This is a genomic window from Promicromonospora sp. NPDC057138, assembly GCF_042670845.1.
Taxonomy (GTDB): Bacteria; Actinomycetota; Actinomycetes; order Actinomycetales; family Cellulomonadaceae; genus Promicromonospora.
This window is the reverse complement of sequence record NZ_JBHUUX010000033.1, coordinates 1-15,714: the sequence shown is the minus strand read 5'-3', so window position 1 is coordinate 15,714 and position 15,714 is coordinate 1. Positions and strand designations below refer to the sequence as shown.

The following is a 15,714-nucleotide window of genomic DNA, read 5'->3' as shown; positions in this document are numbered from 1 at the left end:
AGAGTGACCATGTTCAAGTCCCGGCTTGCTGTTGTCGCCGTGGTCGGAGTGCTCAGCCTGTCGGCGTGCAGCTCCTCCGGCGGCACCTCCACAGAGGGCTCCGGCCCGATCAAGATCGGCGTAGTCATCCCGCTGACCGGCTTCCTGTCGCCACTGGGCGCGGGAGACAAGGCGGCCATCGAGCAGGAGGTCGACGCGATCAACGAGGCAGGAGGTGTCCTCGGCCGCGACCTGGAGGTCACCATCAAGGACGACAAGTCCGATGTCCCGCAGTCGGTCACGGAGTACAACCAGCTGGCCGCGGATCCCAGCTACAGCGCCATCCTGTCCTCGTCGTTCGTGTCGGCGTCGACAGCCGTGGGGCCGAGCGCGGAGTCCAGCAAGCTCCCGACGCTGGCGCTGGGACCGGTCAGTGCGTTCGCGGACGGCAGCAACCCCTACGCCTTCACGGGTGTCGCCATTCCCGAGGTCTACGCCCAGGCGATGGTCGACTACATGGCCGACCAGGGCTACGAGACGCTGGCGATCGGCTACACCGGTGACGACCTCTACGGCGAGACCGGCAACGAGGCGACCGTCGCCGCGGCGAAGGAGGCCGGCATCGACGTCGTCGTCGACGAGGCCTACGACCAGACCGGGACGGACTTCAGCCCTCTCGTCTCCAAGGTGAAGGCTGCCGCTCCCGACGGGTTCCTGGTCTGGGGCGCCGGTCCGGCGCCGGTGATCATCACCAAGCAGATGGAAGGCAGTGGCATCCCGCTGCTGATGACCGGGGCCCAGGCGTCGCAGCTGTACGCCGAGCCCGCCGGCGCCGCGGCCGAGGGCGTCACGATGACCAGCAGCATCGCAGTGCCGGGACGTGAGCTCCCCGCCGGCCCGCTCAAGGACCTCGTCGACGGCTTCGCCGACCCGTGGGTCGAGGCCAACGGCTCCTACCCGCCCCAGTTCGCCTTCGACGGCGCCACCGGCGTCCAGCTGCTCGTCGCCGCCATCGAGAAGGCGGGATCGGCGGACCGGGAGAAGGTGCGCGACGCCCTGGAGGGCCTCGACGAGCTCACGCCCACCGGCCGGTTCACGTTCTCGTCCGACGACCACGCCGGCCTGGACACCGACGCGGTCGCGATCGTCACGATCACCGATGGCGACTTCAAGACCACGGAGTACTCGCTGGCACGGTTCGAGACCGATCTGCCGAAGTGACCGCAGGCAAGACGACCGGAGAGACCATGCTCACGATCGACCGGGTGTCGCGCCGCTTCGGTGGCGTCTACGCCAACCAGGACGTCACGCTGACCGTGGCGGAGGGCGAGCTGCGCGGCATCATCGGCCCCAACGGAGCCGGCAAGTCGACACTGTTCAACCTCATCGCCGGCCACATCCGGGCGGAGAGCGGCACGATCAGCCTCGCCGGACGGCGGATCGATCGGCTGCCTGCGCACGCGCGGGCACGCCGGGGTGTCGGGATCGTGTTCCAGGGCGCTCGGGTCTTCCCCGGGATGAGCCTGCTGGCCAACGTGATGGTCGGCGCGCACGCGCACACCCGGGCCGGCGTCGTCGCGGCGGCGCTGCGCCCGCCGTCACAGCGGCGGGAGGAGCGGGCGATCCGGGCCCAGGCCGAGGAATGCCTGAGCCGGGTGGGGCTCCTCGACTGGGCCTCGCGCCCGGCCGAGGGGCTCCCGCTCGGCCAGCAGCGCCGGCTCCAGGTCGCCCGCGCGCTCGCGGGGCTGCCGCGGGTGCTCCTCCTCGACGAGCCCGCATCGGGGCTGCGCGCCGCAGAGCGGCAGGAGCTCGCCGAGCTGATCGGTGAGCTGCGCCGCGACGGCACCACGATCCTGCTGGTCGAGCACGACGTCGGCCTGGTCACCTCGCTCGCCGAGCGCATCACTGTGCTGGACCTCGGGCGGGTGATCGCCGACGGCACACCCTCCGAGGTCACCTCCGACCCGGCGGTGATCAAGGCCTATCTCGGAACAGGAGCCACGCATGCTGCGAATCGATGACCTCGTGGTCCGCTACGGGTCCGCGGTCGCCGTCGACGGCGTCTCGTTCGAGGTCGGTGCGGGTGAGATGGTTGCCCTCGTCGGTCCCAACGGCGCCGGGAAGTCGACCCTCATCAACGCGATCAGTGGGCTGGTCCCGCCGCACTCCGGCACCGTGGCCTGCGAAGGCCGGATCGCCCAGGTGCCCGAGGGCCGGCAGATGTTCGCCGACATGAGCGTCGAGGACAACCTGCTGCTCGGCGGCTGGTCGATCCGCAACCGGGACCTGGGCGAGGTGTACGACCTGCTGCCGGACCTCGCCGGCATGCGCAAGCGCAAGGCGGGGCGGCTCTCCGGCGGCCAGCAGCAGATGGTGGCCGTCGGGCGCGCCCTGATGGCCCGTCCGGACCTCCTGGCGATCGACGAGCTGTCACTGGGGCTGGCGCCCCTCGTGGTGGCCGAGCTGGCCGAGCATCTCCGCTTCCTCAATCGCGAGCGCGGCACTGCCGTCCTCCTGGTCGAGCAGGAGGTCACTCTCGCCTTCGGCGTCTGCCCGCGTGCCCTGGTGCTGGAGGCCGGCCGGATCATCGCGACCGGACCGTCGGCTGAGCTGGCGCAGAGCGAGACAGTACGCAAGGCCTACTTCGGCGACCTCGGCGTCGCTGAAGCGATGACGGGTCCGACCGCCCAGACAACAACGGAGGTGTCCACGTGACCGAGCTCGTCGCCTACCTGATCTCGGGGATCGCCCTGGGCTCCTCGTTTGCTCTGATCGGCAGCGGCTTCGTCGTGGTGCACCGGGTCACACGCGTGGTCAGCTTCGCCCAGGGGTCGGTCGCCATCGTCGGCGGCATGGCGTCCGCCACCCTGCTGGACGGACTGCTGCCGCACGGCCTGGGCGAGATCGTTTCCGTCGTGTTGTGCGGGGGGCTGGGGCTCGTCATCGGTCTGCTGGCGATCGGACGTCGCGGCACTCCGCCCCTGATCTCGCTGATCGTGACGCTCGGAGCGTCCATGCTGATCTCCGCGGCGATCATCTGGCTGTGGGGTCAGGACCCTGTCGCCCCGCCGGGCCTCGGCGGTTCGGTGACAATTCTCGGCGCCGAGGTGGAACGTCAGCGACTGCTCGTGGTTGCTGCGACCGGGGTGGCGTTCACGGCTCTGGCCCTGTTCTTCTCGCGCTCCTACCTCGGCAAGGGGCTGACGGCCAGCGCGTCGAACCCCTTCGCGGCGAGGATGGTCGGCATCGACGTCCGCAAGATGGGCTTGCTCGCGTTCGGCCTGGCCGGGATCCTCGGTGGCCTCGCCGGCGTCCTCATCGCTCCGAGCAACCCGCTCTCGTTCTACTCGGACCTGCCGCTGGTCCTCAGCGGCTTCGCGGCCGCCGTCTTCGGCGGCCTGACCAGCCCCCTGCGCACCTTGCTCGGCGGCCTGTGTCTCGGCGTCGCCGGCCAGCTGACCGCCGGCTACCTGAACGGGTCATACCAAACCGAGATGGCGCTCCTCCTCATGCTGGTCATCATGATCATCCGGAGCCGCGCCTTCGTGCAGGAGGAGGTCAAGTGATGAACCGTGTCAACCTCAGGAGCGTCGTGGTGGTCGTCGCGGCGGTCGCCGGGTGCGTCGCGCCGTTCGTGATGGGCGACCTCACCTTCCTGATGCGCATGCTTCTCGCGGCCATCGTCGTGACGGGGCTGTCCCTCCTGATGGGGTACGCCGGCCAGGCCTCCCTGGGCCAGGGCGCGTTTGTCGCGGCCGGCGCAGTCACGGTCGCGGTCGGGACCACGCGCCTGGGGCTGCCGCCGCTGGTCGCGCTCGTCGCGGCACCCCTCGTCGCCGGCGCCTTCGCCGCCCTGGTCGGCGTGCCACTGCTGCGGCTGAGGGGCCACTACCTGGCGTTCGGGACGTTGGCCCTGTTGCTCATGGTGCAGACCGCGATGAGCACCTTCGACATCCTCGGCGGCGCGTTCGGCATCAGCGGCATCCCCGCGTTCGGGGTCGGCGGGTTCGTGTTCGCGGACCAGCGCCCCTACGTGCTGCTCACCCTCGGGCTGCTGGCGCTGGTCCTGTTCGTCACCCACCGCATCGTGGACAGCCGGTTCGGTCGTGGTATCCGCGCACTCGCGGGCAGCGAGACCGCGGCGGAGTCGGCGGGCGTTCCGGTCATGCGCGACAAGCTCGTCATCTTCGCGCTGTCGGCGATGTACGCCGGCCTGGCCGGCGGGCTCTCGGCGTTCTTCACGCCCTACGTGAGCCCGGACTCGTTCCCGGCGCTCGAGTCGTTCACCTACGTGATCATGGCCGTGGTGGGAGGCCTGGGGACCCTGTGGGGAGGGGTCGTCGGTGCCGTGCTCGTCTCGACCCTCCTCCAGGTCCTCAACCTGGTGAGCAGCCAGCCCCAGCTGCCGCCAACACTGGGGCCGATCCTGCAGTATGCGACCTACGGCGGACTGCTGGTCGTCGCCCTCCTGTTCATGCCCCGAGGTATCGTCCCCGCTGTGGAGAGCGCGGTCAGCCGTGCCGGGTCGCGGCGGCATAGGGCACGCCCTGCAGGTCCAGCACCAGCCCCTTGACCGCGGTCGCCGGCACCTGGCCGGCGTCGTCCTCGACCCAGCGCGCGACGGACGACGGCACCCGGTCGTCCGAGCACAGCACGAGCGGCGTGTCCGCCGACGAGTCGGGCAGGCGGCCGTGCGTGCCGCGCACGTACGACGCGTCGAGCGGGGTCGTGCTCATCGCGTACCGCAGGCCGAGCTTCTTGCGCACCAGGTTCAGGCCCGCCTTCGCCTTGGCCAGCGGGTCGGCCGGGTCGAAGAACAGCTCTGCGGGGTCGTAGCCGGGCTTGCGGTGGATGTCGACGCCGCGCGCGAACTCGGGCGCCCGGTCGTCGTCCAGCCAGTAGTAGTAGGTGAACCACGCGCGCGGCTCGGCGACGACGACCAGCTCGCCCGCCCGCTCGTGGTCCAGCCCGTACCTGGCCTGCGCCTCGCGGTCCAGCACCTCGTCGACGCCGGGCACTCCGCGCAGCAGGCCCGCGACCCGGGTCACATCCGACGGGTCGGCGACGTAGACATGCGCCACCTGGTGGTCGGCGACGGCGAAGGCGCGCGACGTCCACGGGTCGAGCTGTTCGCGGCCGTCCTGCGTGTAGACCTCCAGGAAGCCCTCGCGCCGAAGGATCCGGTTGATGTCCACCGGCTGGTTCGCGGGCCCGATGCCGTACTCCGAGACCGCGACGACGGTGACGCCCGCCGCCTCGGCGTCGTCGAGCAGCGGCGTCAGGGCGACGTCGAGGTCGGCCGCCGCTCGGTCGGCCTCGGGCGAGGTCGGCCCGAAGCGCTGCAGGTCGTAGTCGAGGTGCGGCACGTACGCCGTCGTGAGCTGGGACTTCCGCGTGCGCAGCAGGTGCCGGGTCACGTCGACGATCCACCGCGTCGAGGCGATGGACGCCGTCGGGCCCCAGTACGTGAACAGCGGGAAGTCGCCGAACCGGCCGGTCAGCTCGTCATGCATCGACTCCGGCCGGACGTAGGCGTCGGCCGACTTGCGCCCGTCGGCGTGGTAGATCGGGCGCGGCGTGACCGTGACGTCGGTGGTCATGCCCATCGCGTACCACCAGCACACGTTGTCGGCGGTGTACATCGCGTCGTGCCGGCGTGCGGTCTCCCACAGCTTCTCGCCCGCGACGAGCCGGTTGTGCTGGCGCCAGAGGTACACGTCGCCCAGCTCGCGGAAGTACCAGCCGTTGCCGACGATCCCGTGCTCGGCAGGCATCAGCCCGGTCAGCATCGTCGACTGCACGCTGCACGTCACGGCGGGCAGCACGGTCGCGAGCTCGGACTGCCAGCCCGACCCCGCGAGCCGCCGCAGGCGCGGCATGTGGGCCAGGGCGCGGGCAGTGAGCCCGACGACGTCGAGCAGCAGGACGGGCTTCATGCGTCGATTCCTTCCATGGCGGGGGAGACGGCGGTGGTGGCGGTTGTGCTTGCGATGGCAGGTGCAGAAAGGTGCTGTCGGGCCCAGCGGAGCTCCGCGGCAATCCCTGTCACGAGCTCGTCGGCGCCGTCCGGCAGCACGTCGGGCGGCAGCACCGACCACGTGTACGTCTCGACGTCGAGGTGCGCCTCGGCGCCGTGCGGTGCGGCCAGGACCGCGGCGACGGCGTCGCGCAGCACCTCGGTCGTCGCCGCGAGCGGCGGCGCCGGCTCGTGGTGCAGCGGCACGTGGAAGTGCACGCGCCACGGCCCGTCGCCCGGCAGGGCCGGTCGGCGGTCCGCGTCGCCGAGCGCCGCGGGCAGGTCGTCGGAGGCCAGCACGTCGCCCGACGCCGCCAGCTCGCGCACCTGGTGCAGGTAGCGCTGCTCCACGAACCGCCCGACGGCGTCCCGCGCGCCCGGCGCCGCCGGGTCGGCGACCTCCAGGGCGGCGGATGCCTGCACCTTGACCACGCGCAGGCCCGCGTCGGTGATCCGGCGGACGGCGCCCGCCGGGTCGGCGAACGACACCGCCAGGTGGCACGTGTCCAGGCAGACGCCGACGTACTCGGGATCGATGCGCCGGTCCTCGGGCCACTCGGGGCCGGTGCGCGCGGCGAGCCACGAGACCACGTCCTCCACCGTGTCGAGCACGCAGCCCGGCTCGGGCTCGACGGCGACGCGCACGGTCTTGCCGGTGCGCCGCGCCAGCTCGCGCAGCTCGGCGGACAGCGTGGCGAAGGCCTTGGTCGCCTCGTCGTCGTCGGCGCGCGTCCAGGGCGCGCGCCACGCCAGGGGTAGGGTCGAGATCGACCCGGGGACGCCGTCGGGCAGCAGGTCGGCCAGGACCCGCGCGCACGCGAGCACGTAGTCGAGGCGGGCGCGCTCGGCCCAGGTGGGGGAGTAGACGGCGAGCTTGACCACCTCGCGGTGGAACCCGCCGTACGGAAAGGCGTTCAGGGTGTGCACCTGGAGCCGGTGCTCCGCGAGCGCCGCGCGCAGCCGGGCGCGGTCGGCGGCGGACCGGTCCAGGCGGTGCGCGAGCTCGGCGGGCAGCCACAGCCCGACGCCGAGGGTGTCGAGGCCCGCGGCCTCCCGCACGGGGCCGGAGTAGCGGGCGAGCTGGTCGATGACGCCGTCGAGGTCCTCGGCGGGGTGCACGTTGGTGCAGTAGGAGAGCAGCATGCCCGGTCCCGTTGCCATCTCAGGTCCCCTCAGGCCCGGGCGCCGCGCAGTACGGACGAGCCCTCGAACTCGACGCCGGGGGTGGGTGGCGCGCCCTCGGTGAACCCGGGGACGGGATCGAGCACGAGGTTGCCCGACTGCCCGTAGAACGCGACGGGGCTGCGCCACAGCACCTGGTCGACGTCGTCCGCGGAGAAGCCGGCCGCGAGCATGGCGTGCCCGGTGCGTGCGGTCTTGAGCGGGTCGGAGCGGCCCCAGTCCGCGGCGGAGTTCACGATCATCCGCTCGGTCCCGTACTGCTTCAGCAGGGCGACCATGCGGTCCTCGTCCATCTTGGTGTCGGGGTAGATGGAGAACCCGGCCCACGCCCCGGCGTCGCGCACGAGGGCGACATTGGTCTCGTTGAGGTGGTCCACGAGCACCCGTTCCGGCGCCAGCCCGGACTCGCGCACGACGTCGAGGGTGCGGCGGGTCCCCGCGAGCTTGTCGCGGTGCGGGGTGTGCACCAGGACGGGGAGCTCGGCCTCGCGCGCCATCTGGAGCTGGGCGGCGAACACCTCGTCCTCCTCGGGTGTCATCGAGTCGTAGCCGACCTCGCCCACGGCGGCGACGCCGTCCTTGAGCAGGTAGCGGGGGATCTCTGCGAGCACCTCGCGGCAGCGCGGGTCGTTCGCCTCCTTGGGGTTGAGCGCGATGGTCGCGTGGTGCCGGACGCCGAACTGCGCCGCCCGGAACCGCTCCCAGCCGAGCAGGGAGTCGAAGTAGTCGGTGAACGAGCCCACGCTGGTGCGGGGCTGGCCCAGCCAGAACGCTGGCTCGACGACGGCGCGCACCCCAGCGGCGTACATGGCCTCGTAGTCGTCGGTGGTGCGGCTCGTCATGTGGATGTGCGGGTCGAGGATGCGCATCGTCACTCCTTCGTGCTGCTGAGCCGGGTGTTCCTGGGGTGGCCGCCGGTGGGCGGGGTGTTCGTGGGCCGGGTGGTGGTGAGCCGGTCGAGGTCGGCGGGCACGGGGCGTCCCGCCGCCCGGCGCTCGGCCGCGAAGTCGCGGGCCATGCGGTCGAGCTCGTCGTCGACGCGGGCCTCGAGGCCGCTCACGGCGTCGAGGCTCACGCCCTGGAAGACGAGCTTGAGGACCGCGTGCCGCCACGTGTGCTGGTCCAGGTGCTGGGACCCGAACGGGCCGACGGCGGCCGCGACGAGGCTCGGGTCGTTGGTGCGCAGGGCGTCGGCGGCGAGGTCGAGGCCGGCGGCGACGAGCTCGGTTGCCTCAGCACCGTCGAGGTTCCCGCGCTCCTCCAGCGCGTCCAGGCCCCACAGGACGCCGCGCCGCTCGGCCCCGTCACCCTTTCGGTACAGGGTGACCAGCCGCTCGGTGCAGTCCGGGCCGGTGCCCACGGCGTCGGCCAGCGCGACGACGAGGGCCGCCCGAGCGGCGTCGTCGACCGTGCCGTGGACGACGCCGGCCGGATCGACGTCGGGACGTCGCGGCCCGCGCCCGACCCGGCGGGCGGCCAGCGCGAACGCGCGGGTGACAGTGTCCGGGTCGCGGGCGATCTCCGCGCGCGCCTCGGTGAGCCAGCCCGTCGCGGGGGAGGCGTCAGCAGCGTTCATGACCCAGTCCTTTCGCGGGTGGGCGCGCCGCCGGCCGCCGCCCACGCCCGCAGCAGGGCGGCGCGGCTGTCGAGGGCCAGCCGGGGCGCGTCGTGGGAGTGACGGGGCAGCTCGACGGCGGCGACGCCCCTGTAGCCGATGTCGGCGAGCGTGGCGAGCACCAGCGGCAGGTCGAGGTCGCCCTCGCCGAACGGCCGGTGCTCGTGGTGCGTGCGGGGCATGTCGTCGAGCTGCACGTTGCTCAGGTACGGCGCGGCGGCCCGCAGCGCGCCCTCGACGCCGTCGGGCTCGACGACGAGGCAGTGCCCGACGTCGACGGTGATGCCCAGCTCGGGCGGCGCGCCCACCTCGGAGTGGAGCCGCAGGGCGTCGTCGACGGTCTCGACGAGCATGCCCGGCTCGGGCTCCAGCGCGAGCCGCACCCCTCGCTCCCCGGCGTGCTCGACCAACGCCGTGACGCGGTCGCGGAGCCTGGCCCAGCCGTCGGCGGGCGTGGCGTCGGCGGGCAGGATCCCGGAGAAGAACGAGACGCAGCGGGCGTCGAGGTCGGCGGCGATCTCGACGGCGCGTTCGAGGTAGCGCATCCGCAGCGTGGCGTCCCGGTCGACGAGCGTGGGCCGGTGCTTGTGCAGCGGGTCGAGCAGGTACCGCGTGCCCGTCTCCACGACCACCGCGGCGCCCGCGCCCCCGCGCATTCGCAGGAGGTGGGCGCGCAGCGCGGTGACGTCGTCGCGGGCGAGCGGAGCGAACGGGTCGAGGTGCGGGAACCCGAGCGTGACCGCCACGGCGTCGTACCCGACGTCGTCGAGCACGTCGAGCGCCGCGTGCAGGGAATGGTCGCCGAACCCGTTGGTGCCGTAGCCCAACAGGAACGGGGGCCTCATGTGATGCTCACCCCCGCGCGCCCGCGGGCGCGGCCCAGCAGCCGCAGCCCGTATCCGACGGCGGCGACGCCGGCCAGGAGCGCCGTCGTGCCCAGGCTCCCGGAGCGGGCCGCCCACGTGGCCTGCAGCGGGACCATCGCCTGGATCCCGGACCGGGTGGCGCTGCGGGCGTTGGCCGCCGTCGGCCGGGCCGCCGCGCGGACCTGCGCCGGCAGGCAGGCAGCCGCGTAGGCGCCGGCCGCCGCGACGGTGGTCCAGCGAGCGGACGGCGCCGTGGCCGCCGCCACCACGGCGCCCGCCACGGTCCCGGCGGCGACTCCCGCGGCGACCGGCGTCGTGGTGCCGTGCACCTCGCCGCGGGAGAGCACGGTCACGCCGAGCGTGTGGGCGGCGAGGCCCGCGGCAGCCGGGAGCGCGGGCCGCAGACGGCCGGGCGTGGCGCCGAGCAGCACGTCCAGCCCGCGGCACGCGGCCATGACGAACGGTCCTGACGGGTGGTCCTTGGCCGCCAGGTCGTAGGTCCAGACGCAGGCCGCGAGCGGGACGGCGACGCCGAGCGCCCGCCATCCGCCCGCGAGGCCCGCCGCCGCGACGCCGCCCGCGGTCAGCGCGGTGCCGACCGCGAGCGCGCCGCGCGGCGTCACCCGGCCCGACGGGATGGGCCGCTCGGGCCGCTCGGTGGCGTCGACGAACTGGTCGGCGTAGTCGTTCAGTGCCATGCCGCCGAGGTAGAGGCAGGCCGACGCGACGGGGAGCAGGGCGTGGCGCGCGCGGAGGGGCGTCGGCGTGCTGGCCCGGGCGGCGGCCAGGCCGGCGAGGGAGTCGCCGATCACGGACAGGGCGGCGGGCGCCCGCACCAGCTCGGCCAGATCCCTGAGGCTGGCCCGGCCAGAAGGCGGGCGTCGACCACAGCAGTTGCTGCCAGGACCGGCGTCCGCCTGGCAGGAGCTGCTGTGCTCAACGCCCGGACAGTCGGCGGCAGCCGGGTCGGGGAGCGGGGGGTCGAAGTTGGGGCGGAAGCGGGGGTTCGGCCGGGACGTCATGCGCTGACCTGGGCCGAGGTGCGGCGGACCCAGTCCTCGAGGGCGGCGGCCTGCGCGGCGGCGTCGTGCACGTCGGAGTCCCACGGGTCCTTGAAGAAGAAGCCCAGCTCCGGGACCGGTCCGGCGACCCCGGCGGCGTGTGCGAGCGCGAGCAGCCGGGCCAGGTCGAGGACGAGCGGCGCGGCGAGCATCGAGTCGTGGGCGCTCCAGGTGGTCTGCAGCGTGATCCGGGAGCCGAGGAATCCCTCGACGTGCACGTGGTCCCAGGCGACCTTGATGTCGCCGAGGTCCGGCACGTTGTCGATGTGCAGCGGCGTCGTGTCGCTCCCCGTCAGCGCTGTCAGTCCTCGGGCCTTCGAGGCGAGCTTGCTGCGCACGGCGTCGGGGTCGGCGAGGGTGGCGCCGTCACCACCGCCCAGGAGGTTGGTGCCCGACCACGACAGCACCTTCAGCCCGCGCGCGGCGAACGCCGGGGCGAGCACGGTGCGCAGCCAGGTCTGCCCGGTCTTGCCGTCCTGCCCGGCCACGGGGATGCCGCGGTCGCGCGCGAGCTGGGCCAGGGCGGGCAGGCCCATGCCCGCCGACGGCGTGAAGGCGGCGTACGCGGCGCCGGCAAGGATCGCCGCGTACGCGGACACGGACGACGCCGGGAGCACCGCGCGGGCCGGGTCCGCGAGGGCGGCGAGCAGGGCCTTCGGGTCGTCGTGCTCGCGCACCGGCACGACCGGCGGCTCGGTGGAGGAGAGGTCGATCACCACGACCCGCGCCAGGCCGTGCCGCTCCTGGAACGACGTGATGTCGGCGGCGAGGCGCTCGGCGGCGGCCTGCTGGGAGGTACCGCCGCCGTCCGCTCCGCCGTGGTCGGCTGCATGGTCGGCAGCGCGCGGGTCGTACCCGGGGCGCACCTCGGCGTCGGCCCGTTCCAGGGCGTCGTGGGTGGCGGCGAACAGCCGCGGCGGGAGCATCCCGGTCTCGACCAGGCACTCCGCGCGCTTCGTCATGGTGACGGGGGAGATGTCGTGCCCGCCCACGACCAGGTCGGCGTACCCGGGCAGGCCCGCGGAGGCGAACGGCTCCCGTGCGGTGACGCAGCCCGTCGGCGGTGACTGACCGTCGGCGATGGCCGCGAGGCCGACCGTCGCGGTGCTGGCCACGGAGCCCCGGGCTCCGACGAACCAGATCCCAGTGCGTTCAGCGGCGGTGTGGCGTGCAGAGGCGTAGTGCATCATCGCTCCCCGGGTCGACGTCGTCGTCCCGAGCAACCTATCTCGCACTTATGACGATAAGCAAACAAAAGTTCAAAGATTCCCGCAAGAAGCGAGATGCCTGACATCGACCGAAGTTTCTCCGCTCCCGGCCGGCGGGAAGCGGAGAAGCTCAGGGCCCTTGACAGCGGGAGCGCGGCAGTGCAACAGGTATTCGGTCAGGCCAGCGACACGTCCGCCGAGCGCGACGGGACCGCGTCGAGCGTGGCGAGCACGGCGTCGTCGAGCGCGCCGTCCAGCGCCAGGGCGCCGGCGGCGACGTTCTCCGCCAGGTGGCCGGCGTCGCCGGTGCCCGGGATGAGGAGCGTGTTCGGGGCGTGCCGGAGCTGCCAGGCCAGCCCGACCTGCGACGGCGTGGCCCCGACCGCCGCGGCGGCCGCCAGCAACGCCGGCTCGTCGGTCACCTTCGGCATGCCGGGGAACGCGCCGCCCAGCGGGAAGAACGGCACCCAGGCGATGCCCTCTGCGACGCAGAGGTCGAGCATCTCCTCGTCCTTGCGTGAGACGAGGCTGTACGAGTTCTGCACGCACACGATGCCGGCGGGGAGCGCCCGGCGCAGCACGTCGAGCGTCACGCTGCTCAGCCCGATCGCGCCGATCTTGCCCTCGTCGCGCAGAGCGGTCATCACGGCGAGCTGGTCGTCGACGTCGACCGCCTGGTCGCCCTCGGCCAGGAGGCCGGGCCGGGTGTCCATGCGGCGCAGGTTCACCACCGGGACCTGCTCGATGCCGAGGCCGCGGAGGTTGTCCTCGACGCTTGCCCGCAGCTCGTCCGGCCGCTGGGCGGGGCGGAGCGGGATGCGGCCGCCCGGGTCGGGGTCGGCGCCGACCTTGCTCGAGACGACCACGCCGTCCTCGGGCCGGATCGCCTCGCGGATCAGGTCGTTGACCAGGCCGTCGCCGTAGAACTGCGCGGTGTCGACGTGGTCGACGCCGAGCTCGACCGCCCGGCGCAGGAGCGCCACCGCGGCGGCGCGGTCGCCGTGCAGCCGCTCGAGCTGCATGGCGCCGTACCCGATGCGGGAGACGGTGTGCCCGGCGAGCTGCCCCGCGCCTCCGGGGCGGGGGACGCCGGCGGCCGTGCGCTCGGGGGACGGGTGTGCGGGGGACGAGGCGGAAGACGGGGTCGACGCGGAGCCGGACGAAGTGCTGTCGTGTGTCATATGAGCCAGTCCTCATGGGATGATGGGGGAAGCGGAGGGGCCTCCGCTCTTTCGACGGTAGCACTACCGGAGGTGCCTCCGTTTTGAGTTCGTCCGAACCAGACCGTCCCGCGCGCGCCGACGCGCGCCGCAACCGCGAGAAGCTCCTCGCCGCCGCCCAGCACGCGTTCGTGGCCGACGGCGACGCCGCCCCGCTCGAGCGCATCGCCCGCGCGGCCGGGGTGGGCATCGGCACGCTCTACCGCCACTTCCCGACCCGCGAGGCGCTGGTGGAGGCCGTCTACGGCGCGGAGCTCGACGACGTCATCGCGAGCGCGCCGGCACTGCTCGACCAGCACGCGCCCGACGCCGCCCTCCGCGCCTGGATGGATCGTTACGCGGACTTCTTCGCGACGAAGCGGGGGATGCTCGACACGCTCCGTCCCGGCTGGGCCTCTGGCCGCATCACGACGCCCCGGGGGCGCGTCACGGCAGCGCTCGGGTCGATCCTCGACGCGGGCGCTCGTGCGGGCGTGCTGCGTGCCGACGTCGACCCGGAGGACGTCACGATGCTGGTGCTCGGGGTGCTCCTGTCCACGGGCGTCGAGGACGACCCGGAGCGGACCGGCCGGCTGCTCGATCTCGTCGTCGACGCGCTGCGGCCGCGGCCGTAGCGGGAGCTCCAAGGGTGCCGGCGGACGGCTCGGTTCTGGACACCACTACCGCCACCCTCGCCACTGTGGCACTATGACCCGCATGACGACTCCGCGCTCCACCCCGCGACTGGTGATCATCATTTCGTAGCGCGTCCGGCCAGAACCCCACCGGACGCGCAGACCTTCCACATCCGGAGGGTCTTTTTTTGTTGGCCCGAAGACCCGATCTCAGGCCACATCGCCAGACACATCGTTGGGAGCATCGATGACCACCGCCTCGTTCCAGGTGTACGACACGACGTTGCGCGACGGCGCGCAGCAGGAGGGCATGAGTCTCTCCGTCTCCGACAAGCTCGCCATCGCGGCTCTCCTCGACGAGCTCGGCGTCGGCTACATCGAGGGCGGCTGGCCCGGTGCGGTACCCAAGGACACCGACTTCTTCGCCCGCGCGGCCACCGAGCTGACGCTGAAGAACGCCGTGCTGGCCGCGTTCGGGGCGACCCGCCGTGCGGGCGTCCGGGCGGGCGACGACCCGCAGGTCCGCGCCCTGCTCGACGCCGCAACGCCCGTGGTGACGCTCGTGGCCAAGTCGGACGTGCGGCACGTGGAGCGCGCGCTGAAGACCACCCGCGCCGAGAACCTCGCGATGATCAGCGACACCGTCGCCTTCCTCGTCGCCGAGGGCCGCAGGGTCGTCCTGGACGCCGAGCACTTCTTCGACGGCTACCGGTACGACGCCGAGTACGCGACGAGCGCCGTCACCACCGCCTTCGACGCCGGCGCCGAGGTGGTCACGCTCTGCGACACCAACGGCGGCATGCTGCCGGCGTGGGTCGGCGAGATCGTGCACGAGCTGCGCGCCGCGACCGGCGTCGGGCCCGAGCAGCGGCTCGGTGTGCACGCGCACAACGACAGCGGCTGCGCCGTCGCGAACTCGCTCGCCGCCGTCGAGGCGGGGGCCACGCACGTGCAGGGGACGGTCAACGGCTACGGCGAGCGCACCGGCAACGCCGACCTCGTCACCGTCGTCGCCAACCTCGAGCTGAAGGACGGCATGTCCCTCCTGGCCGACGGCGGCCTGCGCGAGGCCACCCGCATCTCGCACGCCATCAGCGAGATCACGAACATCTCGCCGTTCGCGCGCCAGCCGTACGTCGGGGCGAGCGCGTTCGCGCACAAGGGCGGCCTGCACGCCAGCGCCATCCGCGTGGACCCGGACATGTACCAGCACACCGACCCCACTCTGGTGGGCAACGACATGCGCATGCTCGTCTCCGACATGGCGGGCCGGGCCTCGATCGAGCTCAAGGGCCGCGAGCTGGGCTTCGACCTCGCGGGCCAGGGCGAGCTGCTCTCCCGGGTCACCAGCCGCGTGAAGGACGACGAGGCGGCCGGCTACACCTACGAGGCGGCCGACGCGTCGTTCGAGCTGCTCCTGCGGTCCGAGCTGGGGCAGCGGCCGGACTTCTTCACCGTCGAGTCGTGGCGCACCATCGTGGAGACCGTCCCGGCGGGCGCGGCGCCGCCGTCGGTCCACGCGCCCGACGCCGACGCGGTCGCCGAGGCGACCGTCAAGATCTGGGCCGGCGGCGAGCGGATCGTGACGACCGGTGAGGGCAACGGGCCGGTCAACGCGCTCGACCAGGCCCTGCGCACCGCGCTGTCCCGGGTCTACCCGGAGCTCGGCCGGTTCGAGCTGATCGACTTCAAGGTCCGCATCCTCGACACGGAGCTCGGCACGGGAGCGATCACCCGGGTGCTGATCGACACCACCGACGGCGAGCACTCCTGGTCCACGGTCGGCGTGGGCCCCAACGTGATCGAGGCGGCCTGGGAGGCGGTGACAGAGGCATACGTCTACGGCCTCCTGAAGTCGGACGTAGCACCCCGCCCCTGACATGGGTTCCGCGAAGTAGAGCGCCTGTCCGAGTCCCCCTGGTGTCGCCAGAGAGACTCGGACAGGCGCTCTAC

The 15,714-nt window shown here is 72.9% G+C and carries 15 protein-coding genes; 7 read left to right on the top strand and 8 right to left on the bottom strand.

Going from position 1 to position 15,714, the window contains the following annotated elements; translation table 11 throughout:
• Positions 1-9 precede the first annotated feature (9 nt).
• Genes ACFT2C_RS17710 through ACFT2C_RS17690 form a run of 5 tightly spaced genes read left to right on the top strand, consistent with a single transcriptional unit; the run spans position 10 to position 4,552 of the window.
• Positions 10-1,200: an ABC transporter substrate-binding protein gene (locus ACFT2C_RS17710; RefSeq protein ID WP_377208424.1), complete on the top strand. Its 1,191-nt coding sequence runs from the start codon at positions 10-12 to the stop codon at positions 1,198-1,200.
• Positions 1,201-1,226: 26 nt separating this feature from the next.
• Positions 1,227-2,000 carry an ABC transporter ATP-binding protein gene (locus ACFT2C_RS17705; RefSeq protein WP_377208382.1) on the top strand — a complete coding sequence of 258 codons (774 nt, stop codon included), beginning with the start codon at positions 1,227-1,229 and terminating at the stop codon, positions 1,998-2,000.
• Positions 1,984-2,694 carry an ABC transporter ATP-binding protein gene (locus ACFT2C_RS17700; RefSeq protein WP_377208381.1) on the top strand — a complete coding sequence of 237 codons (711 nt, stop codon included), beginning with the start codon at positions 1,984-1,986 and terminating at the stop codon, positions 2,692-2,694. The genes ACFT2C_RS17705 and ACFT2C_RS17700 overlap by 17 nt, the downstream gene beginning before the upstream one ends.
• Complete coding sequence (locus tag ACFT2C_RS17695) at positions 2,691-3,545, top strand: branched-chain amino acid ABC transporter permease (protein ID WP_377208380.1); 855 nt, start codon at positions 2,691-2,693, stop codon at positions 3,543-3,545. Before ACFT2C_RS17700 ends, ACFT2C_RS17695 begins: the two co-directional genes overlap by 4 nt.
• Positions 3,545-4,552: a branched-chain amino acid ABC transporter permease gene (locus tag ACFT2C_RS17690; RefSeq protein ID WP_377208379.1), complete on the top strand. Its 1,008-nt coding sequence runs from the start codon at positions 3,545-3,547 to the stop codon at positions 4,550-4,552. Before ACFT2C_RS17695 ends, ACFT2C_RS17690 begins: the two co-directional genes overlap by 1 nt.
• On the opposite strand, the gene ACFT2C_RS17685 is transcribed toward ACFT2C_RS17690, so the two are convergent.
• The 8 genes from ACFT2C_RS17685 to ACFT2C_RS17650 all read right to left on the bottom strand — a co-directional run bounded on the left by ACFT2C_RS17685 (position 4,491) and on the right by ACFT2C_RS17650 (position 13,108).
• Positions 4,491-5,915 carry an alkaline phosphatase family protein gene (locus tag ACFT2C_RS17685; protein ID WP_377208378.1) on the bottom strand — a complete coding sequence of 475 codons (1,425 nt, stop codon included), beginning with the start codon at positions 5,913-5,915 and terminating at the stop codon, positions 4,491-4,493. The genes ACFT2C_RS17690 and ACFT2C_RS17685 overlap by 62 nt on opposite strands.
• Positions 5,912-7,156 (bottom strand): metabolite traffic protein EboE, encoded by a 1,245-nt coding sequence (gene eboE, locus ACFT2C_RS17680; RefSeq protein WP_377208377.1) that lies wholly within the window; start codon positions 7,154-7,156, stop codon positions 5,912-5,914. Before eboE ends, ACFT2C_RS17685 begins: the two co-directional genes overlap by 4 nt.
• Positions 7,157-7,167: 11 nt before the next feature.
• On the bottom strand, positions 7,168-8,046 hold the full coding sequence (locus ACFT2C_RS17675; protein ID WP_377208376.1) for a TatD family hydrolase: 879 nt from the start codon (positions 8,044-8,046) through the stop codon (positions 7,168-7,170).
• A 2-nt stretch (positions 8,047-8,048) separates the two neighbouring features.
• Entirely contained in the window at positions 8,049-8,753 is a 705-nt protein-coding gene (locus tag ACFT2C_RS17670) for an EboA domain-containing protein (protein WP_377208375.1), read from the bottom strand.
• Entirely contained in the window at positions 8,750-9,637 is an 888-nt protein-coding gene (locus ACFT2C_RS17665; RefSeq protein WP_377208374.1) for a sugar phosphate isomerase/epimerase family protein, read from the bottom strand. Before ACFT2C_RS17665 ends, ACFT2C_RS17670 begins: the two co-directional genes overlap by 4 nt.
• On the bottom strand, positions 9,634-10,506 hold the full coding sequence (locus tag ACFT2C_RS17660) for an SCO3242 family prenyltransferase (protein WP_377208423.1): 873 nt from the start codon (positions 10,504-10,506) through the stop codon (positions 9,634-9,636). Before ACFT2C_RS17660 ends, ACFT2C_RS17665 begins: the two co-directional genes overlap by 4 nt.
• 170 nt (positions 10,507-10,676) lie before the next feature.
• On the bottom strand, positions 10,677-11,906 hold the full coding sequence (locus ACFT2C_RS17655) for an inositol-3-phosphate synthase (RefSeq protein WP_377208373.1): 1,230 nt from the start codon (positions 11,904-11,906) through the stop codon (positions 10,677-10,679).
• 197 nt (positions 11,907-12,103) lie between these two features.
• On the bottom strand, positions 12,104-13,108 hold the full coding sequence (locus ACFT2C_RS17650; protein ID WP_377208372.1) for an aldo/keto reductase: 1,005 nt from the start codon (positions 13,106-13,108) through the stop codon (positions 12,104-12,106).
• Positions 13,109-13,191: 83 nt separating this feature from the next.
• Between ACFT2C_RS17650 and ACFT2C_RS17645 the strand changes: the two genes are divergently transcribed.
• The gene (locus tag ACFT2C_RS17645) at positions 13,192-13,761 is read left to right on the top strand and encodes a TetR/AcrR family transcriptional regulator (protein ID WP_377208371.1); all 570 of its coding nucleotides are present in this window, start codon (positions 13,192-13,194) and stop codon (positions 13,759-13,761) included.
• Positions 13,762-14,008: 247 nt separating this feature from the next.
• Entirely contained in the window at positions 14,009-15,640 is a 1,632-nt protein-coding gene (gene cimA, locus ACFT2C_RS17640) for a citramalate synthase (RefSeq protein ID WP_377208370.1), read from the top strand.
• The last annotated feature ends 74 nt before the right edge of the window (positions 15,641-15,714 follow it).